The 21,550-nt window shown below is 45.8% G+C and carries 26 protein-coding genes; 10 read left to right on the top strand and 16 right to left on the bottom strand.

Annotated elements, in window-relative coordinates:
* Positions 1 to 16: 16 nt before the first annotated feature.
* The 10 genes from ACSSU7_RS05815 to ccoN all read right to left on the bottom strand — a co-directional run bounded on the left by ACSSU7_RS05815 (position 17) and on the right by ccoN (position 8,493).
* The gene (locus ACSSU7_RS05815; protein ID WP_492515648.1) at positions 17 to 367 is read right to left on the bottom strand and encodes a hypothetical protein; all 351 of its coding nucleotides are present in this window, start codon (positions 365 to 367) and stop codon (positions 17 to 19) included.
* Positions 368 to 496: 129 nt separating this feature from the next.
* Complete coding sequence (locus ACSSU7_RS05810; RefSeq protein WP_492515647.1) at positions 497 to 1,198, bottom strand: hypothetical protein; 702 nt, start codon at positions 1,196 to 1,198, stop codon at positions 497 to 499.
* Between the two features lie 107 nt (positions 1,199 to 1,305).
* A complete protein-coding gene (locus tag ACSSU7_RS05805) occupies positions 1,306 to 2,064 on the bottom strand; it encodes a hypothetical protein (protein WP_492515646.1) in 759 nt (252 codons plus the stop codon).
* A 314-nt stretch (positions 2,065 to 2,378) separates the two neighbouring features.
* Positions 2,379 to 3,266 carry a universal stress protein gene (locus ACSSU7_RS05800; RefSeq protein WP_492515645.1) on the bottom strand — a complete coding sequence of 296 codons (888 nt, stop codon included), beginning with the start codon at positions 3,264 to 3,266 and terminating at the stop codon, positions 2,379 to 2,381.
* Positions 3,267 to 3,478: 212 nt separating this feature from the next.
* Positions 3,479 to 3,763 (bottom strand): FixH family protein, encoded by a 285-nt coding sequence (locus tag ACSSU7_RS05795; protein ID WP_331019927.1) that lies wholly within the window; start codon positions 3,761 to 3,763, stop codon positions 3,479 to 3,481.
* Between the two features lie 46 nt (positions 3,764 to 3,809).
* Entirely contained in the window at positions 3,810 to 5,255 is a 1,446-nt protein-coding gene (ccoG, locus tag ACSSU7_RS05790; protein ID WP_492515644.1) for a cytochrome c oxidase accessory protein CcoG, read from the bottom strand.
* 17 nt (positions 5,256 to 5,272) lie between these two features.
* The gene (gene ccoP / locus ACSSU7_RS05785) at positions 5,273 to 6,187 is read right to left on the bottom strand and encodes a cytochrome-c oxidase, cbb3-type subunit III (protein ID WP_492515643.1); all 915 of its coding nucleotides are present in this window, start codon (positions 6,185 to 6,187) and stop codon (positions 5,273 to 5,275) included.
* Positions 6,188 to 6,249: 62 nt separating this feature from the next.
* Positions 6,250 to 6,387, bottom strand: a complete 138-nt coding sequence (locus tag ACSSU7_RS05780) for a cbb3-type cytochrome oxidase subunit 3 (RefSeq protein ID WP_492517756.1) — start codon at positions 6,385 to 6,387, stop codon at positions 6,250 to 6,252.
* Between the two features lie 32 nt (positions 6,388 to 6,419).
* Positions 6,420 to 7,046 carry a cytochrome-c oxidase, cbb3-type subunit II gene (ccoO, locus tag ACSSU7_RS05775; RefSeq protein WP_492517755.1) on the bottom strand — a complete coding sequence of 209 codons (627 nt, stop codon included), beginning with the start codon at positions 7,044 to 7,046 and terminating at the stop codon, positions 6,420 to 6,422.
* A gap of 10 nt (positions 7,047 to 7,056) precedes the next feature.
* A complete protein-coding gene (gene ccoN / locus ACSSU7_RS05770) occupies positions 7,057 to 8,493 on the bottom strand; it encodes a cytochrome-c oxidase, cbb3-type subunit I (RefSeq protein ID WP_015831669.1) in 1,437 nt (478 codons plus the stop codon).
* Between the two features lie 235 nt (positions 8,494 to 8,728).
* Between ccoN and ACSSU7_RS05765 the strand changes: the two genes are divergently transcribed.
* The 6 genes from ACSSU7_RS05765 to ACSSU7_RS05740 all read left to right on the top strand — a co-directional run bounded on the left by ACSSU7_RS05765 (position 8,729) and on the right by ACSSU7_RS05740 (position 14,311).
* A complete protein-coding gene (locus ACSSU7_RS05765) occupies positions 8,729 to 10,192 on the top strand; it encodes an ABC transporter substrate-binding protein (RefSeq protein ID WP_492517754.1) in 1,464 nt (487 codons plus the stop codon).
* Complete coding sequence (locus tag ACSSU7_RS05760; protein WP_492517753.1) at positions 10,182 to 10,661, top strand: L,D-transpeptidase family protein; 480 nt, start codon at positions 10,182 to 10,184, stop codon at positions 10,659 to 10,661. The genes ACSSU7_RS05765 and ACSSU7_RS05760 overlap by 11 nt, the downstream gene beginning before the upstream one ends.
* Before the next feature lie 94 nt (positions 10,662 to 10,755).
* On the top strand, positions 10,756 to 11,670 hold the full coding sequence (gene nikB, locus ACSSU7_RS05755; RefSeq protein WP_492517752.1) for a nickel ABC transporter permease: 915 nt from the start codon (positions 10,756 to 10,758) through the stop codon (positions 11,668 to 11,670).
* Positions 11,671 to 11,695: 25 nt separating this feature from the next.
* Positions 11,696 to 12,487, top strand: a complete 792-nt coding sequence (locus tag ACSSU7_RS05750; RefSeq protein WP_492517751.1) for an ABC transporter permease — start codon at positions 11,696 to 11,698, stop codon at positions 12,485 to 12,487.
* Between the two features lie 13 nt (positions 12,488 to 12,500).
* A complete protein-coding gene (nagZ, locus tag ACSSU7_RS05745) occupies positions 12,501 to 13,547 on the top strand; it encodes a beta-N-acetylhexosaminidase (protein ID WP_492517750.1) in 1,047 nt (348 codons plus the stop codon).
* A gap of 74 nt (positions 13,548 to 13,621) precedes the next feature.
* Positions 13,622 to 14,311, top strand: a complete 690-nt coding sequence (locus ACSSU7_RS05740; RefSeq protein WP_492517749.1) for a Bax inhibitor-1/YccA family protein — start codon at positions 13,622 to 13,624, stop codon at positions 14,309 to 14,311.
* A 57-nt stretch (positions 14,312 to 14,368) separates the two neighbouring features.
* On the opposite strand, the gene tadA is transcribed toward ACSSU7_RS05740, so the two are convergent.
* The 3 genes from tadA to ACSSU7_RS05725 are packed head-to-tail and all read right to left on the bottom strand — an operon-like array spanning position 14,369 to position 16,282.
* The gene (gene tadA / locus ACSSU7_RS05735; RefSeq protein WP_492517748.1) at positions 14,369 to 14,866 is read right to left on the bottom strand and encodes a tRNA adenosine(34) deaminase TadA; all 498 of its coding nucleotides are present in this window, start codon (positions 14,864 to 14,866) and stop codon (positions 14,369 to 14,371) included.
* A 37-nt stretch (positions 14,867 to 14,903) separates the two neighbouring features.
* Positions 14,904 to 15,356 (bottom strand): phosphate-starvation-inducible PsiE family protein, encoded by a 453-nt coding sequence (locus ACSSU7_RS05730; protein WP_492517747.1) that lies wholly within the window; start codon positions 15,354 to 15,356, stop codon positions 14,904 to 14,906.
* 11 nt (positions 15,357 to 15,367) lie between these two features.
* Entirely contained in the window at positions 15,368 to 16,282 is a 915-nt protein-coding gene (locus ACSSU7_RS05725; protein ID WP_492517746.1) for a LysR family transcriptional regulator, read from the bottom strand.
* Positions 16,283 to 16,542: 260 nt separating this feature from the next.
* Here ACSSU7_RS05725 and ACSSU7_RS05720 point away from each other — a divergent pair, with 260 nt between their 5' ends.
* From ACSSU7_RS05720 to ACSSU7_RS05705, 4 genes are all read left to right on the top strand, one after another.
* Positions 16,543 to 17,154 (top strand): YceI family protein, encoded by a 612-nt coding sequence (locus ACSSU7_RS05720; protein ID WP_492517745.1) that lies wholly within the window; start codon positions 16,543 to 16,545, stop codon positions 17,152 to 17,154.
* Between the two features lie 32 nt (positions 17,155 to 17,186).
* Positions 17,187 to 18,266 (top strand): alkene reductase, encoded by a 1,080-nt coding sequence (locus ACSSU7_RS05715; RefSeq protein ID WP_492517744.1) that lies wholly within the window; start codon positions 17,187 to 17,189, stop codon positions 18,264 to 18,266.
* A 7-nt stretch (positions 18,267 to 18,273) separates the two neighbouring features.
* Entirely contained in the window at positions 18,274 to 18,885 is a 612-nt protein-coding gene (locus tag ACSSU7_RS05710; protein ID WP_492517743.1) for a nitroreductase family protein, read from the top strand.
* A 90-nt stretch (positions 18,886 to 18,975) separates the two neighbouring features.
* Positions 18,976 to 19,347, top strand: a complete 372-nt coding sequence (locus ACSSU7_RS05705; protein ID WP_492517742.1) for a thioredoxin family protein — start codon at positions 18,976 to 18,978, stop codon at positions 19,345 to 19,347.
* Between the two features lie 124 nt (positions 19,348 to 19,471).
* On the opposite strand, the gene ACSSU7_RS05700 is transcribed toward ACSSU7_RS05705, so the two are convergent.
* The 3 genes from ACSSU7_RS05700 to ACSSU7_RS05690 are packed head-to-tail and all read right to left on the bottom strand — an operon-like array spanning position 19,472 to position 21,521.
* Entirely contained in the window at positions 19,472 to 19,828 is a 357-nt protein-coding gene (locus ACSSU7_RS05700) for a hypothetical protein (RefSeq protein WP_492517741.1), read from the bottom strand.
* A 23-nt stretch (positions 19,829 to 19,851) separates the two neighbouring features.
* Positions 19,852 to 20,886, bottom strand: a complete 1,035-nt coding sequence (locus ACSSU7_RS05695) for a peptidoglycan DD-metalloendopeptidase family protein (protein ID WP_492517740.1) — start codon at positions 20,884 to 20,886, stop codon at positions 19,852 to 19,854.
* Positions 20,883 to 21,521 (bottom strand): protein-L-isoaspartate(D-aspartate) O-methyltransferase, encoded by a 639-nt coding sequence (locus tag ACSSU7_RS05690; protein WP_492517763.1) that lies wholly within the window; start codon positions 21,519 to 21,521, stop codon positions 20,883 to 20,885. Before ACSSU7_RS05690 ends, ACSSU7_RS05695 begins: the two co-directional genes overlap by 4 nt.
* Positions 21,522 to 21,550: the final 29 nt, after the last annotated feature.

Genomic DNA, 21,550 nt, shown 5'->3' with positions numbered 1-21,550 from the left:
AGGGCAAGCCCACAGCCTAGCTTGAATGATGGGGTAGGCCTTTGGCACATTCATTCTCGGCAGCCTCACTTAGATATGTAATCCCAGGTAATTGACTAATTTTCTTCCCTGCTTCAAGGTCTGCTTCCAGTTGCTCTTTTTGAGCAGAGTATTGCTTCAAGCAGTTCAAACGCAGTTGTTTCTCCTCTGATGAAATATCATGAGCTGCTAAGCGCGCATCTATGGCCTTGATTATATTATTAATAGTTTGAATCCGAGATTTAATAGGGTATGCGCCGGCTTCGTAAGGTTGAAAACTCTCGGCGCTTGCCGTGAGAGACAAAATGAAACAAAAAGTTACCAACCAGTAGATTGAAGCAAGATGCATACTTAATGGCCTAATGTAGAGCTAATCGGTGCTACGCGGCTTTATAGCGTAGCGTTCAGTGACCGAAGGAAGTGAAGTTGAGCGATGAGTTGGTCACCTCAACGTAGTGATCAATATACGGTCTCGTTTTTACGCGCGACGAGGATATGTTTTCCCAGTCTGCACCTCCCATTCAGCAATCTTTTTTTCCATGGCCGGAGCGATTTCCTGTTCAAGTATTTCGCTCATGCTCCGTGCAGTGATAGGAGGAAGCGCCGATTCCGGGGCTGATGGCCCTATCCAGCCACCCATGGTAGGCAAAAAGTTGGAGTAGATGATTTCCCCTTTTACAGCGCGAGCAATTTCGGTAAGTCTGTCCGCTGGGCTTAAGGACTGCTCACTCAGGTTGGGTATCACCTGAGGCGACTCGACGGTACCAGCGTCAGAAACCGTTGCAATGAGTTTTCCATTGACGATCACCTGACCAATGGGCTGATACTGATGAGCTTTGGCGTAATTGAAATTGACGTTCTCGCGTGCCTTCTCTTGTTGTTCCCTGAGCTTGACCTCGTTGACTTGTGCTTCCGTCATTTTTACGGCAATCAGCGGCCTACCTTTGCTATTTACCATTTCTTCAATGCTATAGACCGGCCCCTCCACTCGATACAGATTGGTGGAATGGGGATTGTTGAGGACACTCACGTTTTCAGCGGCGAGGCGCTCCTGGGCTGCTTGTGAAATAGTCGTTGTGTCGGTAGTTTTTTCCACCGGAGTGGCGACCGTTTGCCGTTTGAACAAAAGATTGTCCGTTACCGATGTTGCGAACGTTGCTTTAGATTGTTGAATGATCATGACTTTCCTATCCTATGAGTGTCAACCGTGGGCCTAACGTAAAGGTGAGCGGCGCTGCGCGGTTTTATGTGCAGCGTCCGACTCGACCGTTTGGTTAGCCATGATTGTTATCGTTTCTTATTTAATGCAGAACATGCCATTCCTGCTTTGTGAATATCAGCGGTGGATTTCTTTGATACATCTTGAAAGCATAATTTTAATAGATCGCTCTTTTCTAATTTGATAAGTTCATTCAATAATAATTCATCTTCTTTTGACATCGGTTTCTGTGTATTACTTTTCTCCAATATTTTGTATTGGATAGAGCAGTTAAAATAGGATTTAGCACCATTTTGAGTTGTATCAGACTCAATTATTGAGCCTTGGTCATAAACTTTATCTCCATCTCTCTGAAGAACCTTCATGTTTACATAGTTATCGCCTAAAAATACCATCGCTGCAACGGATGGGTAGTACTTACGTAAAGCCAGAAAAACTTGATTAGGAGGTTCTGAAAAATAAAATCCCCAATATGTTGCGTCTCCACCGCTATAGCCTTTTCCGTCACCTTTAAAAAAAGAATATCCAACGGCAACCGCTGTTAGCCCTGCTATTTTTATTGGTTTATCAAACTGGTAAATTTCATCACTAGAATCTTTGTTTAGCTGTTTTGTATCAAACCATTCGCCGCCACTGGAAATTTCCTTAAATTTACCTAGTGATAAGTAATTTTCTTTGTTTTTTGAGATGAATTCAAAAGCACTTGTTTGACAAGTTGAAAATTCTTGAAAAAGCTCTTTTGCACCATGAGTAAATTCTTCCGAATGAACAGAGAATGCAGTCATTAGAAGGCTAAAAATAAAAATTTTGATTACATGTAGAAACATATGCAATTCCTGTGTTGAGTTGATTGGCTAACAGTTATTATACGGACGCACGCATCCGTATAGTAATATTGTGGATGTTGATTTTGACATGTTGTTTTTCTTTTTAAATCTTATAGTTAAGTATTGCTTTGTCCGTATAGTAATGAGCAGCAAGTGCGGACGCAACTTGTTTTAGATTTGGTACGATTTAGCTGGCCTTATTTACTGAGAATACATAACTCCGCCCCTAACCCAACCAAGTTTTGTGCACAAAGAACAAATTACGCACTATCTACTTAAATTGAGTTTCAACCCTAGGTTGCCGTCGCTGCACTTTAGTTTGCCAACAGTACATCACACTCCGCAGCGTAAGTAACACCTTTACTCACGCTACCAAGCAGCCAGTTTTCAAGACCACTCTTTTCATTTTTACCCAGTGCGATTAAGTCCGCATGTTGTGTGCCTGCATGGCTGCAAATGCTTTGCGATGGGTAGCCAGAAAGTATGGTTCTTGATACTTTTTTACCAAGTGCTTGTTCATTAAAAATAGCACTTAACTTACGGTCTGCATCTGCTAGCGCTTGAGTACGGTATTGCTGCAACAGGGTTTCGTTCATGCCGGCTTTATACATATGTGCTTCCTGATTGGTGTCAAATATCAGCAAGCCTTCAATTTGGGAATCAGGCGCAATCGTGCGGGTCATTGCTGGTACATTTTCTGCACCAGCCAGGAAGTTTACCGCGGCGATCACATGACGGTATGGCGGTGTAGTGCTATCTTTGTTTTTAACTATCAAGATAGCGCTTTTTGAAACTGCCATGAGTCGTGCGCTTGTGGAGCCCAGTAGCTTTTCGACTAAGTTATGTTGTCCTTGTGCGCCTGCCACAATCAGCCCTGCATGAACTTGCTCTGCATAGTTGGAGATTTCTGTATGTGCTCGCCCTATGCGGGTTGCGGCTTCTACCGTGATATTAAATTGCTCTCGGAGTTTAAATGCCAATGTATCAATTTGGGTTTTCACTATTTCTTGCTGTGCTTGTTGATAGTGAGTTTGAAAGCTGAACGAGAGTTCGGAGCCAGCGTATAAATCAAGTGGATGCACGACATGGATCAGGTGCAGTTTGGCACCGAGTGCTTTGCTGATTGAGGCTGCGCGATGCACCGCTAAGTCTGCTTCTGCAGAGAAGTCAGTGCCTGCAACGATATGGCTAATGGCTTGCATGTTGTTCTCCCCAATTAAGCGGTTTCTTCATGACCTAAACACATTGCGTATATTTAATTTGCCGTTTTTATTATTGTGCTCTTTTTGCAGCATAGTTACAAAAAGAAACACAAGTAATTACTGGAAATTTTGGGTGTAAGCTTACCTAGCCATAAGCGTGGCGAGTTTGATTGTTGCGCTAGTTTTGTTTGAAAGCTTATTCTATAAAGGCATTAAGGTTGATTTGGCTTTATGCCAGTAGCCGCATGGTTACGCCCTTGAATGGCTGGCACTAAGCCATCGTGCCTGCCTTCTAATGTTTTGTTAATTTCAATCCCTTTGCGGTAGTAATCTGCATCAACTACCGGGTCTGGTAATTTAACGGCAAAGTAGAGGGTGACGAATGATGCTACCACCACGGTGAGCGGCCCACCTACCACTAGCCACATGTGGCCATAATGCCACCATGCTTTGGATGGCGCTTCAGTGTCTAAGTCATTGCTGTTGATGTAGTTCATGATTGCCTCTGCTTGCTGTAAATAACATGTGTTATTGCGATGTGCATTATCTAGGGACTAGGAATATTGATTTTTCTGTAACGGTGGCGTCATCCTCTACCGCATGGATGCTGAATGTCACTGCATGTGACCCAGATTTGACTGAACCATCTGGAATTTGCAGTCTTACTGGTACTCCGCGAGTCTCAGCTGCATTGACCACTACAGTATGGTTGGCATCAAGTACATCAGACTGCACCACAAGACCATCTAGCCCAGTGGCGCTTAATTGATAGTGCTGTGCAGATTCGGTGGCGTTCATAATCTGCAGGCGGTATACATTTTCCAGCATGCCGCCTTCAGCTAGGCGCGCCATGACGCCACGGTCGCGAATCACATCTACTTTAAATGGTGCTCGTAGCCATAAGCTGGTGCATAACGTTATCACCAGCAGCACTAGCGCTGCCGCATAAATCATCACACGTGGGCGCAAAATACGTTTTAGCATCTGTGTATGTGACCAGCCTTTAACGATAGCGGTCTGTGTAGAGTATTTGATTAGGCCGCGGGCATAGCCCATCTTGTCCATCACAGTGTCGCATACGTCAGCGCACGCACCGCAGCCAATGCACTCGTACTGTAAGCCTTTACGTATATCAATGCCGGTAGGGCATACTTGTACACACATGCTGCAATCGATACATGAACCTAAGTTTTGATTGGTTAAATCCGCTTTGCGTGAGCGGCTGCCACGAGGCTCGCCGCGTGCTTCATCGTAAGTGACTACTAGGGTGTCATCATCGAACATTGCGCTTTGAAAGCGGGCGTAAGGGCACATATATTTACACACTTGCTCACGCATAAAGCCGGCATTGCCATAAGTGGCAAAGCCGTAAAATCCAATCCAGAATGTTTCCCACGGCCCTAGGCCTAGGTTAACAACGGCAGAGCCTAACTCACGGATGGGGGAAAAGTATCCAACAAAGGTGAAGCCTGTCCATAGTGACAGCGCTATCCATACAAAATGTTTGCTGCCTTTTTTGAGCAGCTTGCGGCTTGATAAAGCTGCGTTATCTAACTTGATGCGGGCGGCACGGTCGCCTTCAATTTTTGCTTCAATCCACAGAAACATCTCGGTATAAACCGTTTGTGGGCAGGCGTAGCCACACCATAGGCGGCCAGCAATCGCTGTAAACAGAAACAATGATAGTGCGGCGATAATCAGAATTGCAGTGAGGTAAATCAGGTCTTGCGGGTAGAGCACGAAATTAAAGATATAAAAGCGTTTGGCTTCTAAATCAAATAATAAGGCTTGGCGGTTACCCCATTCTAACCAGGGCATGCCGTAAAAAACAATTTGGGTGAGCCATATCATGGCCCAGCGCCATTTAGTAAAAAACCCGAAGGTGCTGCGCGGATAGATTTTCTCCGCCGCAGCATACAAATGAATCACAGTCGCCTCTTTAGGCGCATTTGCACCTGCTGAGTCCTTCGGGTTGGTTGCACTTTTCATGTGAATAAATAATGCCGTTATTGATGATTAGTGTTGTTAGATAAGCCCCACACATAAGCCGTTAATACATGAATTTGCTCAGGTGAGAACTTAGCTGACTGTGCTGGCATTTGGTTGGTAATGCCATGGTTAATGCGTTTAATAATCGCCTCTTCACCAGCACCATGCAGCCAGATACCGTCTGTTAAGTTAAGCGAGCCAATCGCCTGGTTGCCTTTACCCTCTGCACCATGGCAGGCAGCACAAGCTGCAAACTTCTCTTTACCTAATGCAGAGCGTGCACTGTCATGTTTGTTACCTGAAATGCTCAGTACATAGTTGGCAACATTTTTTACGTCTTCTTCATTGCCTACGGCGGCTGCCATTGGCGGCATCATGCCAATACGGCCATTGGTGATGGTTTCGGTGATTTTTTCAGGGCTGCCGCCATGAATCCAATCGTTATCCGTTAAGTTAGGAAAGCCTTTGCTACCGTGTGCATCAGAGCCGTGGCATTGCGCGCAGTTGTTCATAAACAAGCGTTCGCCGATGGCTTTGGCTTCTTTGTTATTGGCTAACTGGTCAATCGGCATTGCCGCAAATTTTGCATAAAGCGGGGCGATTTTTGCGTTGGCAACAGCCATTTCCTGCTCGTATTGTTTTGCTTGTGTCCAGCCTAGCTTGCCTGGATTAGCGCCCAGTGAAGGATAAGATAAAAAGTAAAACAATGAGAACACGATGGTGATAATAAACATCCATACCCACCAGCGTGGTAACGGGTTGTTCATTTCACGTAGGTTTTCATCCCATACATGGCCATTGGTATTGTCACCATTGGGGCTGCTCGCTTTAATTTTGCTGGTCAGCCATAGTAATAATGCGCAACCAAATACGCCGGCCAAAGAGATTACCGTAATAAATATTGGCCAAAAACTATTGGTAAAGTCACTCATTTTGTTTTCCTCTAAACTTCTATGATGAAGTTTTAAAAAGTTTTTATTTAGACGTTTAAACTTTAATCATGAGTAAAGGGCAGGTTAGCTGCATCTTTAAATTCTGATGTATTGCGTCGTTTCCAAGCCCAACCCATGATGCCGAGAAACACGGCAAAGCTAGCAATCGTGGCAATAATTCGTAACGTATTGATATCCATGGTATTGCTCCTTATTCATTAAAGTTTTTAGACTATTTAAGGTGCGTGCCTAATACTTGCAAATAGGCAATCACTGCATCTAACTCTGAAACGCCTTTTGCTTCGTCCGCTGCGCTGGAAATTTGTGCATCGGTGTATGGCACACCCACTGCACGCAATGCGCGCATATTAGGCGCTAGCGAGTTTGCGTCCACTTTGTTGGTTTCAAGCCAAGGGTAGGCTGGCATGATAGATTCCGGCACTAAGTCGCGTGGGTTGATTAAATGTATGCGTTGCCATTCATCGCTATATTTACCGCCAACACGGTGCAAATCTGGGCCAGTACGTTTGCTACCCCATTGGAATGGGTGGTCATAAACAAACTCACCAGCCACTGAGTAGTGGCCGTAACGCAAGGTTTCGGCACGGAACGGACGAATCATTTGTGAGTGGCAGTTGTAGCAGCCCTCACGAATGTAAATGTCCCTGCCGGCCAGTTGTACCGCTGAGTACGGCTCTAAACCCTTGATAGGTTCTGTGGTAGACTTTTGAAAGAACAACGGTACAATTTCCACCAAGCCACCAAAGGCAACCACCACCAAGATCAGTATGATCATCAGGAAGTTGTTGGTCTCAATTTTTTCGTGGCTGAAGCCAGTATTTGTATCTTGATTTGACATGATTGTTTCCTTAAGCGTGAGCAGCAACGGCAGGAATGGTCGCCGTAGCAGCTTTGCCATTGGTTGCTGTTTTAATAACGTTCCACAACATGATGGTCATGCCGCTGAGGTATAGTAGGCCGCCCAACATACGGATAATGTAGTAAGGATGTTTGGCTTTCACTGATTCAACAAAGGTGTAAGTCAATGTGCCGTCAGTGTTGATAGCACGCCACATTAAGCCTTCCATCACGCCAGAAATCCAAAGCGCTGCGATGTAAAGCACAATGCCCACTGTTGCCAGCCAGAAGTGCAGCTCAATCGCCTTGATGCTGTGCATTTGTTTTTGACCAAACAAGCGTGGCACCATGTAGTAGAGCGCACCCATAGAAACCAGACCAACCCAGCCTAAAGCACCTGAGTGCACGTGGCCCACTGTCCAGTCTGTGTAGTGTGAAAGTGAGTTAACGGTTTTAATCGCCATCATTGGGCCTTCAAACGTACTCATACCGTAGAAAGACAATGAAACGATTAAGAAGCGCAAGATAGGGTCTGTACGTAATTTGTGCCATGCGCCAGATAAAGTCATCATGCCGTTAATCATGCCACCCCAGCTTGGTGCTAATAAAATCAATGAGAACGCCATCCCTAATGATTGGGTCCAGTCAGGCAAAGCGGTGTAATGTAAGTGGTGAGGGCCTGCCCACATATAAGTGAAAATCAATGCCCAAAAGTGCACGATAGATAAGCTGTATGAATACACAGGACGGTCAGCTTGCTTAGGAATAAAGTAGTACATAATGCCCAAGAAGCCGGCAGTCAAGAAGAAACCAACCGCATTATGACCATACCACCATTGCACCATTGCATCTTGTACACCAGCGTAAGCTGAGTATGATTTCATCCAGCTAGCAGGCATTGCAGCACTGTTGACGATGTGCAATAAAGCAACCGTTAGGATAAATGCACCAAAAAACCAGTTGGCTACATAAATGTGTTTTACTTTACGTGTACCGATAGTGCCAAAAAATACAATCGCGTAAGAAACCCAAACCACGGCAATCAGTAAGTCAATTGGCCACTCTAGCTCTGCGTATTCTTTACCTTGGGTAAAACCTAAAGGTAATGAAATTGCCGCTGCTACAATCACTGCTTGCCAACCCCAGAATGTAAATTTAGCCAATGATGGTAAAAATAGGGTGGTGTGGCAGGTTCTTTGCACCACATAATATGAGGTAGCAAATAAAGTACAGCCGCCAAATGCAAAAATAACTGCATTGGTGTGTAGTGGACGCAAGCGTCCAAAGCTGGTCCAAGGTAGGCCTAGGTTAAGTTCAGGCCAAACAAGTTGTGCGGCGATAATCACGCCCACCAACATGCCGACCACGCCCCAAACCACGGCCATGATAGAAAATTGCCGTACAACTGAGTCGTTGTACGTGTTTGATTGCGAATGCGAGACTTGCATTTAGTTCTCCCCCAAAGTGCTTTTTAAGATGCTATTAAAAGTGCCATTAATAATTTAGTGCTAGTTTTACACGTGGCATTTTGTCGCAGCTTGAGGCAATGGCATTTGATGCAAATCAAATCGGCGGTGATTGAAGGTCTAAAAATTAATTATTTTCTGAATATCCGTACATAAAGTCTGCGTTTTTAGCATTCGCTTGAATCCTAATTTTTGTAAATCAAGTAAACTGATACGCATGAGATTTTTTAACGTTTTATTGCTAATTTGCTTTTTGCAGCTTAGTGCTTGCGGGCTTGAAAGCAAGCATGAAGATAAACATGAAAATGCCCGTCAGCCTATTCATTTTGCGCTATCTCAAGCACCATTGAGTTTAGATCCGCGGGTTGCTACAGACGCTGCTTCCGAACGTGTGATTCGTTTGATTTATCAACCCCTAGTGGATTTTGATCAGCACTTTAAGCCCAGCCCTAAGCTTGCCACATGGCAGATGGTGAGCACTACGGAATACCTCATTACTTTAAAATCTCCGCGTGCGCCATTTCATAACCAGTTACCGCTCAATGCGGCGGATGTAAAAGCCACTTATGACGCCATCACGCAATTGGCAAATTCTCCGCTGAGTGCTGAGTATGCCAATATTCAAAATATCGTGGTGCATGATGAAGATCGCTTAACTTTTTATCTTAAACAGCCGGACCCGCACTTTGCAGCTAAGTTGATTATTGGCATTATGCCCAAACCGCTACTTGAGCAGCAGCATGATTTTGCGCGCTATCCAATAGGGAATGGGCCGCTGGCGTTTGTTGAGAAAAATAACAAATTGGTGTTGCGTAGAGTTGCAGATGACCAAGTTGTCACACTCAGTGAAGTCAAAGACCCGACTGTGCGCGTGCTGAAGCTACTGCGTGGCGAGACTGACTTACTGCAGGGCGAGCTGCCGGCGGAGTTGGTAAAGTACTTGCAAACTAAGCCTGAAGTCACGGTAAAGACCAGTGTCGGTGTGAACTACTCATATTTAGGTTTAAACACGCAAGACCCGGTATTAAGTAAGATTAAAGTAAGGCAAGCCATTGCGCATGCTATTGATCGCCCTGCATTGATTGAAAAGGTGATGGTTAGCCACACCCGTCTTGCGGGTGCGATTTTGCCGCCTGAGCATTATGCCGGCAATGCTAACTTGGCTGCATATGATTACAACCCCGCGTTAGCTAAGCAGCTTCTCCGCGAGGCTGGGGTCAGCCTGCCGCTAAAGTTAGTTTATAAAACCTCTACCGATGCACAGCGCGTGCGGATTGCAACGATACTGCAAGCGCAGATGCGCGCGGCAGGCATAGCGCTGGAAATTCGTAGCTTAGACTGGGGTACCTTCTTTGAAGATGTGCAGCATGGTAACTTTCAGTTATACGGCTTAACTTGGGTTGGCATTAAAACCCCTGAAATTTACGCTAAGGCGTTTAATACCAATAGCGTGCCACCTAATGGATTTAATCGCGGCAGATTCTCTGATATGAGATTGGATAGCCTGCTAGACAAAGAAGATTGGCAGGGCGCTACGCAACGAGTACACGAGCAGTTACCGTATATTCCGCTATGGTATGAAGGGCAGTTTGCCGTGCTGAATAAAAAAATTAGCAACTACGCGCCAAAACCAGATGGTAATTGGGATGATTTAGCTACAATAAGCGCTTATGCAGATTAATATTTCTATTTCGCAGCAGCGTTTGACGTTGCTGGATGCGCTAGGCACAGTTAAAGCGAGCTACGTGATCTCCAGTGCGGCGAATGGCGTAGGCTGCGAGAAAAATAGCGGCTGCACGCCTATCGGCGTGCATGTGGTTCGCGCCAAGATTGGTAGCCATCAACCCCTGAATACAGTGTTTGTTGGGCGTAGGCCCACTGGTGAAATTTGCACTCCTGCATTGATGGCGGAGTTCCCCGACCGGGACTGGATACTGACACGTATTTTGTGGCTGTCTGGCCGTGAAGTTGGCAAAAACCGCTTAGGTAATGTAGATACCATGCAGCGTTATATTTATATCCATGGCACACCTGATAGTGTTGCGCTAGGCGAACCCGAGTCACATGGGTGCATCCGTATGCGCAACGTGGATATCATCGAGCTATTCGATTTGGTTGAAGTTGGCACCGACGTGCTGATTACTGATTAATGCACATGAGCGTTGAACTGATCACAGCTTGCCAGAAACGATTAGTGGGGTTGTCTTTCGTTACCCATGTTTATTGGTTTAACGAGAAGTTCTGATGGGTATTGTCCAGCGTTTAGCTAGTCTGTTGACGGTCATTTTTGGCGTATTGCTGCTTACTTTCTTACTGATTCATCTGGTGCCGGGTGACCCTGTCGATGTGATGTTGGGCGAATCTGCAAATATGGCGGATCGCACAGCCTTGCGTGCAGACTTAGGGCTAAACCAGCCGCTGATTCAGCAGTTTGGTCACTATGTGGCAAAGCTTATGCAGGGTGACTTAGGGCAGTCCATACATACGCACACACCGATTATTGAGTTAATCAAGGCGCGCTATCCTGCTACCTTAAAGTTGGCATTGCTGTCTTTGCTGATCGGTATTGTGATCGGTGTGCCGCTGGGCGTATTTGCGGCACTTAAAGCTGGGCACTGGCAAGACTTTGTGGTGACTATCGTTTCTGTGCGTTTATCTGCAATGCCTGCGTTTTGGCTGGGGCCAGTGCTGATGCTGATTTTTGCAGTGTGGCTAGGCTGGTTGCCAGTGAGTGGTATGGACTCAGGCATATCCATTATTTTGCCAGCCATTACCTTAGGGTTTGGTCTAAGCGCTATTTTAACGCGGATGACGCGCACCAGCTTACTGGAGGTGTTAAACGATGATTATATTCGCACTGCGCGTGCCAAAGGCTTAAGTGAGCAAACCGTGATTTTGCGCCATGCCTTGCGCGCTGCGTTATTGCCGATTATTACCATTGTGGGTTTGCAGATGGGAAGCTTGCTTGCCGGTACAGTGATTACTGAAACTATCTTTAGCTGGGATGGTATTGGCCGCTTATTGGTGGAGAGTATAGAAAAGCGTGATTATCCTGTTACGCAGGCATGTGTGCTGATTGTGGCATTAAGTTACGTGCTGGTGAATCTGGTTACCGATATCTTATATAGACTAGCCGACCCTAGAGTACGCCATGCATAGCAGAACTAAAGGGTAAGTTGATTCGATGAAATTTCTTTCTTATTCGATTTTAGCGCTTTGGCTGATTGCCGTACTAGCGAACAATTTACTTCAGTTTGATGCCAATGCGATTGATCTTAATGTGATTTTACAAGCGCCGACTATGCAGCATTGGTTTGGTGCCGATGATTTGGGGCGCGATATTTTTGCACGAGTGTTAAGTGGTGTTGAGGTGTCTCTTTGGGTGGCGCTGGTTGTTACCGCTGTGACCATGGCGATAGGCGTGTTTGTCGGCTTGCTTGCTGGCTTTTACGGCGGCAGGGTAGATGCAATATTGATGCATATTACCGATATTTTTTTGGCGTTTCCCGGCATTTTATTAGCGATTGCTTTTGCCGCGGTGCTGGGGCCAGGGCTAGGTAATTTAATGATAGCGCTGTGCTTAACTGGCTGGGTGAGCTACGCACGGCTGACCCGTGGGCAAACCCTGAGTTTACGTCACCGCCAGCACGTGCTGGCCGCTGAGTCATTGGGGGCGGGTGTGCCGCGCTTGCTGTTTCGACATATCTTGCCGCTATTAGCCTCAATTTTAGTAGTAGAAGCCACTTACAGTTTAGCCAGTGTGATGATTGCCGAGGCCAGCTTGTCGTTCTTAGGGCTAGGGATTCAGGCACCGGATGCCTCTTGGGGCGCGATGTTGCGAGATGCAGTACGTTATATGCTGATAGCACCACATTACGTGTTGATTGTAGGTGGATGCTTGATGAGTTTGATTTTAGCAATTAATCTAGGCGGAGACTATTTACGTGACGCCTTAGATGTTAGAAAACCCGATTAAGAAAAGAGATGGCATGAGTTTAGGTCCAGTGATGATAGATGTTGTCGGTACAGAGTTAACCGATGACGACATTCGGCGTTTAAAGCACCCACTAGTCGGTGGTGTGATTCTATTTAAACGTAATTATGAAAATAATGCACAGCTTAAAGCGCTGACTGCGAGCATTCATGCGGTACGTCAACCGCCTTTATTGATTGCGGTGGACCACGAAGGCGGACGTGTACAGCGTTTTAGAGAAGGCTTTACTAAAATTCCGCCGATGCGTGAATTTGGCAAAATTTGGGATAAAAATCCTAAAAAGGCTAAAGAGTTAGCCACAGAAGCCGGCTGGATTTTGGCCGCAGAGTTGCGTGCGCATGGCGTGGACTTTAGCTTTACCCCAGTGCTGGATATGGATTATGGCGATAGTCTAGTGATTGGCGACCGTGCGTTTCATCTGAACCCGCAAGCGATTAGCGACCTAGCCTATGCACTGATGCAAGGCTTGAAAAAAGGCGGGATGCCAGCAGTAGGTAAGCATTTCCCTGGGCATGGCTTTGTGGTGGCTGACTCTCACGTCAGTATGCCGGTAGATGAGCGTGAGTTTGACCAAATTGCACAGCACGACATGCAGCCGTTCAGAATGCTGATTGATGATGGCATTCAGGCAATTATGCCTGCGCATGTAATTTACCCTAAAGTGGATAGTAAACCTGCTGGTTTTTCACCGCGCTGGTTACAGAAAATACTGCGTGAACGCTTAGGCTTTAATGGCGTAATTTTTAGTGATGACTTAAGCATGGAGGCCGCCACAGCAGGCGGTGATGTAACTACGCGGGCATTGGCTGCACTTACTGCTGGCTGTGATATGGTGCTGCTGTGCAATCAACCCGCCATGGCTGATGAACTGTTAGCTAACCTTAGCTGGACTATTTCTGCACAAAGTCTGAGCCGTTTAGCGCGTATGCATGGACATAAGCATCCGTTAACCATGGATGCATTGCATGAAAGCGCAGATTTCGTGCGTGCGCTACACCAAGTGGCGCAAGTGGGTATTGTAGAAGGTGAATTGTTCGCTTAACAAAAGCCTTGAAACTTAATGCGTAAATCGGTATCTTAGCTTCAGGTGTATTTTTAATTATAAGGAAATAAACAATGTTAGATAACACTCCAGTACTAGGTCGCTCAGAATCGACCGAGTTAGCTACTAATCGAGTTCTGCGTAATACATACGCGTTGTTGGGTTTGACCATGATTCCAACAGTGATTGGTGCATTTATTGGTATGAGTATTAATTTTTCTATTGCACAACAGCATCCATTTATGTTCGCGATTGGCGCAATGGCAGTAATGTACGGCTTGTTTGCAGCGATTGCTGCTAACCGTAACAGTAGTGTAGGCGTGGTGATTTTATTAGGCCTAACATTCTTGCTTGGTATGTTGCTTGGCCCAATCCTGCAGCATGCATTGCATTTAAGTAATGGCGCGCAAATCGTTGGCTTGGCAGCTGGCGGTACTGGCATCATCTTAATGACTTTGGCAGGTATTGCTACCACTACCAAAAAAGACTTTAGCTTTATGGGCAAGTTCTTAATGGTGGGTATTGTATTAATGATTGTTGCTTCATTGGCTAATATCTTTTTACAAATTCCGGCAATGGCGCTTGCGATGTCTGCAGTTGGCGTGATTCTGTTTTCAGGTTTTATTTTATATGACGTTAGCCGTATCGTTAACGGTGGTGAAACCAACTACGTGATGGCAACATTAGGTTTGTACTTAAGCATTTATAACTTGTTCACTAGTTTGTTGCAGTTGTTAATGGGCTTGATGGGCAGTAACGACTAATCACGTATTGCGTTAGTACATACGTTTAGATTTTAAAAACCCGCTTCGGCGGGGGTTTTATTGGCGCTGCAGTTTTGCTAGTTTGCGTCGTTCAGAAAAGAAGTTAGATAGCATCATGCCGCATTCGTCTGCCAGTAAGCCACTGGTAACCGTAGTATGGTGGTTAAGCTTTTGCTCAGCCATCAGGTTGACTACGCTGCCGCAGGCGCCTGTTTTTTGGTCGCTGGCGCCATACACCAGTTTGGCGATGCGTGCGTGTTGTATTGCACCAGCACACATTGCACATGGCTCCAGTGTGACATACAGCGTGCAATCTACTAAACGATAGTTGCCTAGGTGCTGTGCAGCATCGCGCATGGCCTGAATCTCAGCATGTGCGCTTGGGTCATGTAGCGTGATAGGCGCATTGCTGCCACGCCCGATAATCATCCCATCTTTTACTACGATTGCGCCCACTGGCACTTCACCGACTAGGGCGGCTTCTTTTGCCAAAGTTAGCGCGATGTTCATGAAGGCTTGATCTTGTTCGGTCGTATTTACGTTGTTAGTTGTCATATGATTAATAATTTTTGGTTTAGGCAGTCGCTGATGCTTAGTCTTGCTGTTTTTGAGCCCAGCGCACCAGTACGTAAACCAAGCCCAAAACAAAGGCGCCACCTACCCATATTGCAATCTCTTCCGTAGTTGGCGAGGCGTCCTGCACAGGCATCACGATGAGTTTACGTAAGAACAGTACGAGCACAACTTCAACAAAGGTTTCTACCTGAAGTTTGCTGCCTTGTAGGTAGCGTATTTCTGCAGAGATGAGTGCAGAAATCGACCATAACAGCATCAGTGTACCAAGTGCATGTAGAAAGCCATGTACTAGGTTATGTGCATTAGCCGCTGCAAATACGTCTTTAAAAAAGAGCCAGGTAAACATAATGACTGAAGTGGCAAGCGCCAAGCCAATAATGATATGTGCAAATCCGTTAAGCCATTGCATGGCTTTGATGGCAAAGTTGTTGATGCGGGCGAAATTCTTTGGCAGTTGTTCTTGTGACATCTTAATGTCTCTCATTGTGCTGGTGATAATAAAATATCATTTATGTTCAGTAATTGGAATTGTTTAATAAACCACTGCTGCGCTTTGCCGCCATCATTGCGCCAAGCAAGAAAAATCATGACTTCATGCTTTGGCTTGGCTACTTGTTTAATGATGAGTTGACCTTTGCTTGCATAATACTCTGCAATCTTTCTTGGAACATAACCAGCCCCTAGTCCTGCAAGTTGTGCGCGTAGCTTGAAGTGCATGCTGGGTAGGGTCAGCACATCTTGCCCAGATAAAATGCCTGCAGTTCTGGGTGGTAAGTTGCGTGAGCTATCCGCTGCAGAAATAGAACGGTGGCGAATAATGTCCTGGTCTTGTAACGGGTCTGTTAGTTTGGCCAGCGGGTGGTGTGGAGAAACTGCATAACTAAACTCCAGCAAGCCGATTGGTTTTGTCGTAAAGCCATTGACCGGCGGGGCGTCGCCGGGGCTGCCTAACGTGATATCAGCGCGGCCACTAATCAGTGCATCCCAGCCGCCACCAAATACTTCTTGTGTCAGTTTGATTCTGGTGCCGAAATTCTGGTTATAAAATTTATCTAATATCGGGTAAATACTGGTGATGTCAAACAAATCACTCACTGCGATGGTCAGTTCGGTTTCTACGCCTTTTGCTACACGTTTAACCCGTGACTCTAACTCGCTGGCGGCATTGAGCAGGTTTCGCCCCTCTTTAAGTAGCTCTGTGCCGGCTAAAGTTAGCTCCGCCCGGTGCCCGCTGCGGTTAAAGAGCTGAACGTTTAAGTCCTCTTCCAGTTTCCTTACTGTATAGGTAACTGCAGAAGGTACGCGAAATAGGGATTCTGCGGCGGCAGCAAAGCTACCTTTACGTGCGATAGCATCTAATACCTCAAGTGACTCTAACGATAGTTTAGTGGACATAATTGGTAATCAATCTTAGTCAGATTATTTGAACAAAACATGCAAAATTATTAGCTATTAGTATAAAGATATTAGTAATAACATGCTGTTAATTATTCAATTAACTTGAATATTTAGTAGGTCGTACAACATTAACGTGGTGTTAATGTGAATCTTTAGACTGAAAGCAGGTCTGGGCTTAAGTGGTATTGAACATCAATAAGGTAGTTGTTGTAAGTAAATATTGTGATAACAAACTAAGTTCAAAAAAAGGATGACAGATGAAATACGTACATTTAAAAACGACTGCATTATTACTATGGGCGCTATTTTCAGGAATAAGTGCAGCGATTGCGGCACCAGTTGCTTATAAAATTGACGCAGCACATAGCTTTGCTAACTGGAGCGTACGTCACGTGGTAGCAAAGGCATCCGGTACTTTTAATGAGATTACTGGCAATATTTTGATTGATGCGGATAACTTAGCCAACTCATCGGTAGACGCTAAAATTAATGTGCTGAGCGTAAATAGCGGGCTGGCCAAGCGTGACGCGCACATTAAAGAGAAAGATTATCTGGATACAGAAAAGTTTGCTGAGATGAGTTTTGTGAGCACCAAAATTGAGGCCAAAAGCGCAACCGAAGGTGTGATGACTGGTAAGTTCACCATGCATGGTGTAACTAAAGAAATTTCTTTGCCATTTAAAGTACTAGGTTTTGGTAACGACCCTTGGGGTGGCGAGCGTAGTGGTTTTGAGGCAAAAACCTCACTGAAGGCATCTGATTATGGCTTTGGCTGGGGTGTTAAGCCCAATAGCCCAGTCGGTGATGATATTGAGATTACCTTATTGATCGAAGCGGTGAAACCCGCTGCCGATAAGCCAAAAAAATAATTGAGACATTAAACATTAGTTAGGAGTAAAGCATGGCATTAGATCTATTTAGCCCAGTAAAACTGGGCAGTATCCCACTGCGCAACCGTATTGTTATGGCACCGCTTACGCGTAATAGAGCAGGGGCGCAGGGTGTGCCTCAGCCTTTGAACGTGACTTATTACGAGCAGCGTGCCAGCGCTGGGCTGATTGTCACTGAAGCAACACCAATTTCGGCCATGGCGCACGGCTACCCAGCATTGCCCGGTATTTATACCGACGCACAAGTTGCCGGATGGAAGAAGATTACCGATGCAGTGCACGCCAAAGGCGGCAAGATTGTGATTCAGATCTGGCACGTAGGCCGTATCTCCCATCCTAGCCTGCTGCCGGAAGGTGCACTTCCAGTTGCGCCATCTGCCATTAAGCCAGCAGGGCAGGCATTTACTTACCAAGGTTTGGTAGATTATGTAGAGCCGCGCGCATTGGCGCTAAGCGAGCTGCCAGGTATCATTGCTGATTATGTGCATGCAACGAAAGCTGCGTTGGCCGCAGGGTTTGATGGTGTAGAGATACATGCGGCTAACGGTTATTTATTGGACCAGTTCCTGCGTGATGGTACTAACAAGCGCACAGATCAGTACGGCGGTAGTGTTGAAAACCGCGCACGATTTCTATTAGAAGTAACTAAGGCTGTGGTGGATGCAGCCGGTGCAGATAAAGTTGGTGTGCGTATTTCGCCTGTTAATCCATTTAACGATATGCAAGACAGTAACCCGCAAGCGCTGTTTAATTATGTGGCAGAAGCACTGAATCAATTTAACCTTGCCTATTTACACGTGGTAGAGGGGGGTATTCACGGTGGTGGTTTATCTGATCCGTTTGACTTTGATGCGTTACGCAAGCTATTTAAAGGCGGTTACATGGCTAATTTAGCTTACGATAAAGCGCGAGGCAATGCAGTGATTGCAAATGGTCATGCAGATGTAGTGGCATATGGTGTACCATTTATTGCAAATCCTGATTTAGTCGCGCGCTTTAAACTAGATGCGCCACTAAATGAAGCGGATTCATCATCATTTTACGGTGGCGCTGAAAAAGGCTACACCGACTACCCATTTATTGAGGAATAAATTAAATATGCATAACCCGGCCATTACACAAGTAACCATTGATAACACGCTAGCAAACCGATGGAGCGGGCGCGCCTATGATGCGGCTAAAGGCGTGACGCAAGCGCAAGTGATTGCTTTGCTAGAGGCCGCAAGATGGGCACCTTCTTGCTTTGGTGATCAGCCTTGGCGTTTTGTGGTTTGGGATAAAAATACAGATGCTGCCAGCTGGCAGCAAGCATTTGATTGCCTGGTGCCAGGCAATCAGGCTTGGGTGAAAGATGCACCATTACTGTTGTTAATCTGTGCGGATACATTGTTTGGGCATAACCAGAAAGCTAACCGCTGGGCGCAGTACGATACCGGCGCGGCAGCAGAAAATGTATGCTTACAAGCATCGAGTATGGGCTTAATGGCGCATCAGATGGGTGGTTTTGACCCTGATAAAGCACGCACTACGTTTAATATCCCAGAGCAGTACACCTTGATGGCGATGATGTCTGTTGGTTACCAAGCGGATATTGCTACTTTAGAAGGTGATACTTTAGCAAGAGAAACCGCACCGCGTACTAGAAAGCCTTTGTCTGAATTGTTTTTTGGTGCAACATGGGGTAAGCCAGTACCAGGTTTGAGTGAATAGCCCCATTGCGAATCTAAAACTTAACGAAAGATATGGCTTCTGATAAACTGCTATTTTTAGGCGTTACCTTACTCAATTAAAGGCAAAATTATGGCAGTTATTGCACTTACCAAAGCTAATTTTAAAGAAACAATAGAAAACAATCCTTTTGTGATTGTTGATTTTTGGGCGCAGTGGTGTGATCCATGTGTTGCTTTCACGCCTACTTTTGAAGCTGCGGCAGAGAAAAACCCAGACATCGTATTTGGTATGGTCAATACTGAAGCTGACCCTGAAATCGGTGAATATTTTGAAGTAACGCAAATTCCAGGTATTTTAGTGATTCGCGAGCAAGCAGGGATTCATGCGCAAGTGGGTGAAATTGGCGCCCCTGCATTTGATGAAGTTATCAAATGGGCACGTGATTTTGATATGACACCTGTGCGCGAGTATTACAAACAACAGGCGCAGGCAGCTAACTAATATCAGCTAGCATCCTGACAGTAACAATAAAAAAGCGGCCTAGCGCCGCTTTTTTATTGTATTGCTTCTATTGTGCTTTTTCTATCTCACCGGCTTTTACTCTAGATGGTGAGCAATTGCAGGGCTAAAAAGAGCCAGTTGTATATAGCCTAACCAAGTAGAATACGCCAACAGCCATCATGAAGTACATGGGCAGGTCGCCGCTTTTTTTAGTTTCTGATTTATTAGGTGAGCTGACCCACTTGTTCAGTAGCCATAGCGCCAGAATGATGACCGGAATCATCAGCATACTGGTGGTAGATTCAAACAGCTTGCTCATCAGGGTTGAAAGCCAACCATCTTCACGAAACAACTCTAAAGCAAGGCCAATAATACCCACAAGCATAAGACCCATGCGTATCGTAGCAGCCAGCACACTGGCTTTGCTCTCTGGCTTAATGTCTTTATTTTTTAGATATTTGTTAGGCTCTTGCTTTGCCATTTTTTTGCTCCTTAAGCGCTTATTTAATCTGCACTGAGAAACTTCATCGGGTCTACAGATTTACCTTGCTGCCTGATTTCAAAATGTAGTTTTACTGAATTGCTGTCGGTATCGCCCATTTCTGCAATTTTTTGGCCGCTAGTCACTTGCTGACCTTCTTTGACCAAAATCAGGCTGTTATTTGCATACACAGATAAATAAGTGGCGCTGTGTTTTACGATTACTAACTTACCATAGCCGCGCAAATCGGAGCCGCTGTAAATGACTTTGCCTGGCGCTGCTGCTTGCACTGACTGGCCCATTTTCCCCGAGATATCTATCCCTTTATTGCCTGCATCGTTAAAGTTGGCAATGACTTTACCTTTGGTTGGCCATGCCCAAGTTAAGGCGCCAGTCGGCTCTAGCTTGGGTTTTGTTTCAGCAACGGCGTCAGCTGGCTTAACTTCAGGTTTTGATTCCACCATTGGTTTTTCAGCTATTTTTTCTGCAATCGGTTTTTTAACGGCATTAGCAGTGGGGGTAGGCGTGCTGGCAATGGTCTTTGCCACTGGGAGTGGCTGCTTGTAAGCAGTATCACTGTATGGTTCCCGCAGTGCTTTGGGCTCGTTAATACTGATTGCGACCGGAGGTGTCTGTATTTTGCTGTTTGCTTCTGGGGCATTGTCAGCACCAATCGCATAAGTGACCACGCCATTGTTGTTATCCTGTGCGGGGCTAGGCTGTGCACTGGGTTCTACCGTGGCTGGTGCTTCATTTAAAGGCGCAAACTTAAGGGTTTGTCCAATTTTAATCAGGTAAGGCGCGCTGATATTATTAACCTGTGCAATTTCTTTGTAGTCGTAACCATACTCAAGGCCTATGCTATACAGGGTGTCGCCTTTTTTGACCACGTAGCTTGCCGGGCGCCAGTCTGTGCCAGCTTTGTGTGCGGCAACTTTGGTTTGCGGTTTATTGGATTTAGCATGCGGTATGCGATCAATCACCGGTGCCTGAGTGGTGCTGCATGCAAAGTTCAGCAATGAAATCAATAAGATGATGAAACAGCGTGATGCATTCATTGTGAGGTGGTGCCGCCGAGTAAGGGAACAAATTTTACAGGCTCCAACTGCGTCTGACGGTAGTCATTGGCAGACACGCGCTCTACAAGGTACAGGATTTGCTCATCGGTACCAACCGGGATGACTAAACGGCCGCCAACCGCTAGCTGTGTTAATAAATCCGGCGGAATATGGCTTGCCGCAGCGGTAACGATAATGGCGTCAAATGGTGCTAGCTGCGCTAAACCCATATTACCGTCTGCATGGTCTAGCTTGACGTTGATGCATTTGAGTTTGCGTAAATGATCGCGCGCTTTTAACAGTAAAGGGCGAATACGCTCTACAGAGTAAACCTCTTTAGCCAGTTTGGATAATACGGCCGTTTGATAGCCGCAACCCGTGCCGATTTCGAGCACTTTCTCTAAAGGCTGGCCATTACGCAGCAACTCAGACATACGAGCAACGATATACGGTTGCGAGATGGTTTGTCCAAAGCCAATTGGCAGAGATACGTCTTCATAAGCACGAATCGAAAGGGCTTCATCAACAAAAATATGGCGTGCTGTGCTGCCTATCGCGGAGAGCACCACTTCATCTTTAATGCCTTGCTCGCGCAGTCGATTAAGCATGCGGTCACGCGTACGTTGCGATGTCATGCCGATGCCAGCTTGCGATGATTTGATTA

The sequence above is a fragment of the Methylotenera sp. E1MeOHC1 genome (assembly GCF_058745595.1).
This window is presented reverse-complemented; position numbering and strand designations above follow the sequence as displayed.

Coding starts and splice junctions, on each gene's coding strand:
- ACSSU7_RS05815 (WP_492515648.1), bottom strand. CDS start 367: ATGCATCTTGCTTCAATCTACTGGTTGGTAACTTTTTGTTTCATTTTG.
- ACSSU7_RS05810 (WP_492515647.1), bottom strand. CDS start 1,198: ATGATCATTCAACAATCTAAAGCAACGTTCGCAACATCGGTAACGGAC.
- ACSSU7_RS05805 (WP_492515646.1), bottom strand. CDS start 2,064: ATGTTTCTACATGTAATCAAAATTTTTATTTTTAGCCTTCTAATGACT.
- ACSSU7_RS05800 (WP_492515645.1), bottom strand. CDS start 3,266: ATGCAAGCCATTAGCCATATCGTTGCAGGCACTGACTTCTCTGCAGAA.
- ACSSU7_RS05795 (WP_331019927.1), bottom strand. CDS start 3,763: ATGAACTACATCAACAGCAATGACTTAGACACTGAAGCGCCATCCAAA.
- ccoG (WP_492515644.1), bottom strand. CDS start 5,255: ATGAAAAGTGCAACCAACCCGAAGGACTCAGCAGGTGCAAATGCGCCT.
- ccoP (WP_492515643.1), bottom strand. CDS start 6,187: ATGAGTGACTTTACCAATAGTTTTTGGCCAATATTTATTACGGTAATC.
- ACSSU7_RS05780 (WP_492517756.1), bottom strand. CDS start 6,387: ATGGATATCAATACGTTACGAATTATTGCCACGATTGCTAGCTTTGCC.
- ccoO (WP_492517755.1), bottom strand. CDS start 7,046: ATGTCAAATCAAGATACAAATACTGGCTTCAGCCACGAAAAAATTGAG.
- ccoN (WP_015831669.1), bottom strand. CDS start 8,493: ATGCAAGTCTCGCATTCGCAATCAAACACGTACAACGACTCAGTTGTA.
- ACSSU7_RS05765 (WP_492517754.1), top strand. CDS start 8,729: ATGAGATTTTTTAACGTTTTATTGCTAATTTGCTTTTTGCAGCTTAGT.
- ACSSU7_RS05760 (WP_492517753.1), top strand. CDS start 10,182: ATGCAGATTAATATTTCTATTTCGCAGCAGCGTTTGACGTTGCTGGAT.
- nikB (WP_492517752.1), top strand. CDS start 10,756: ATGGGTATTGTCCAGCGTTTAGCTAGTCTGTTGACGGTCATTTTTGGC.
- ACSSU7_RS05750 (WP_492517751.1), top strand. CDS start 11,696: ATGAAATTTCTTTCTTATTCGATTTTAGCGCTTTGGCTGATTGCCGTA.
- nagZ (WP_492517750.1), top strand. CDS start 12,501: ATGAGTTTAGGTCCAGTGATGATAGATGTTGTCGGTACAGAGTTAACC.
- ACSSU7_RS05740 (WP_492517749.1), top strand. CDS start 13,622: ATGTTAGATAACACTCCAGTACTAGGTCGCTCAGAATCGACCGAGTTA.
- tadA (WP_492517748.1), bottom strand. CDS start 14,866: ATGACAACTAACAACGTAAATACGACCGAACAAGATCAAGCCTTCATG.
- ACSSU7_RS05730 (WP_492517747.1), bottom strand. CDS start 15,356: ATGTCACAAGAACAACTGCCAAAGAATTTCGCCCGCATCAACAACTTT.
- ACSSU7_RS05725 (WP_492517746.1), bottom strand. CDS start 16,282: ATGTCCACTAAACTATCGTTAGAGTCACTTGAGGTATTAGATGCTATC.
- ACSSU7_RS05720 (WP_492517745.1), top strand. CDS start 16,543: ATGAAATACGTACATTTAAAAACGACTGCATTATTACTATGGGCGCTA.
- ACSSU7_RS05715 (WP_492517744.1), top strand. CDS start 17,187: ATGGCATTAGATCTATTTAGCCCAGTAAAACTGGGCAGTATCCCACTG.
- ACSSU7_RS05710 (WP_492517743.1), top strand. CDS start 18,274: ATGCATAACCCGGCCATTACACAAGTAACCATTGATAACACGCTAGCA.
- ACSSU7_RS05705 (WP_492517742.1), top strand. CDS start 18,976: ATGGCAGTTATTGCACTTACCAAAGCTAATTTTAAAGAAACAATAGAA.
- ACSSU7_RS05700 (WP_492517741.1), bottom strand. CDS start 19,828: ATGGCAAAGCAAGAGCCTAACAAATATCTAAAAAATAAAGACATTAAG.
- ACSSU7_RS05695 (WP_492517740.1), bottom strand. CDS start 20,886: ATGAATGCATCACGCTGTTTCATCATCTTATTGATTTCATTGCTGAAC.
- ACSSU7_RS05690 (WP_492517763.1), bottom strand. CDS start 21,521: ATGACATCGCAACGTACGCGTGACCGCATGCTTAATCGACTGCGCGAG.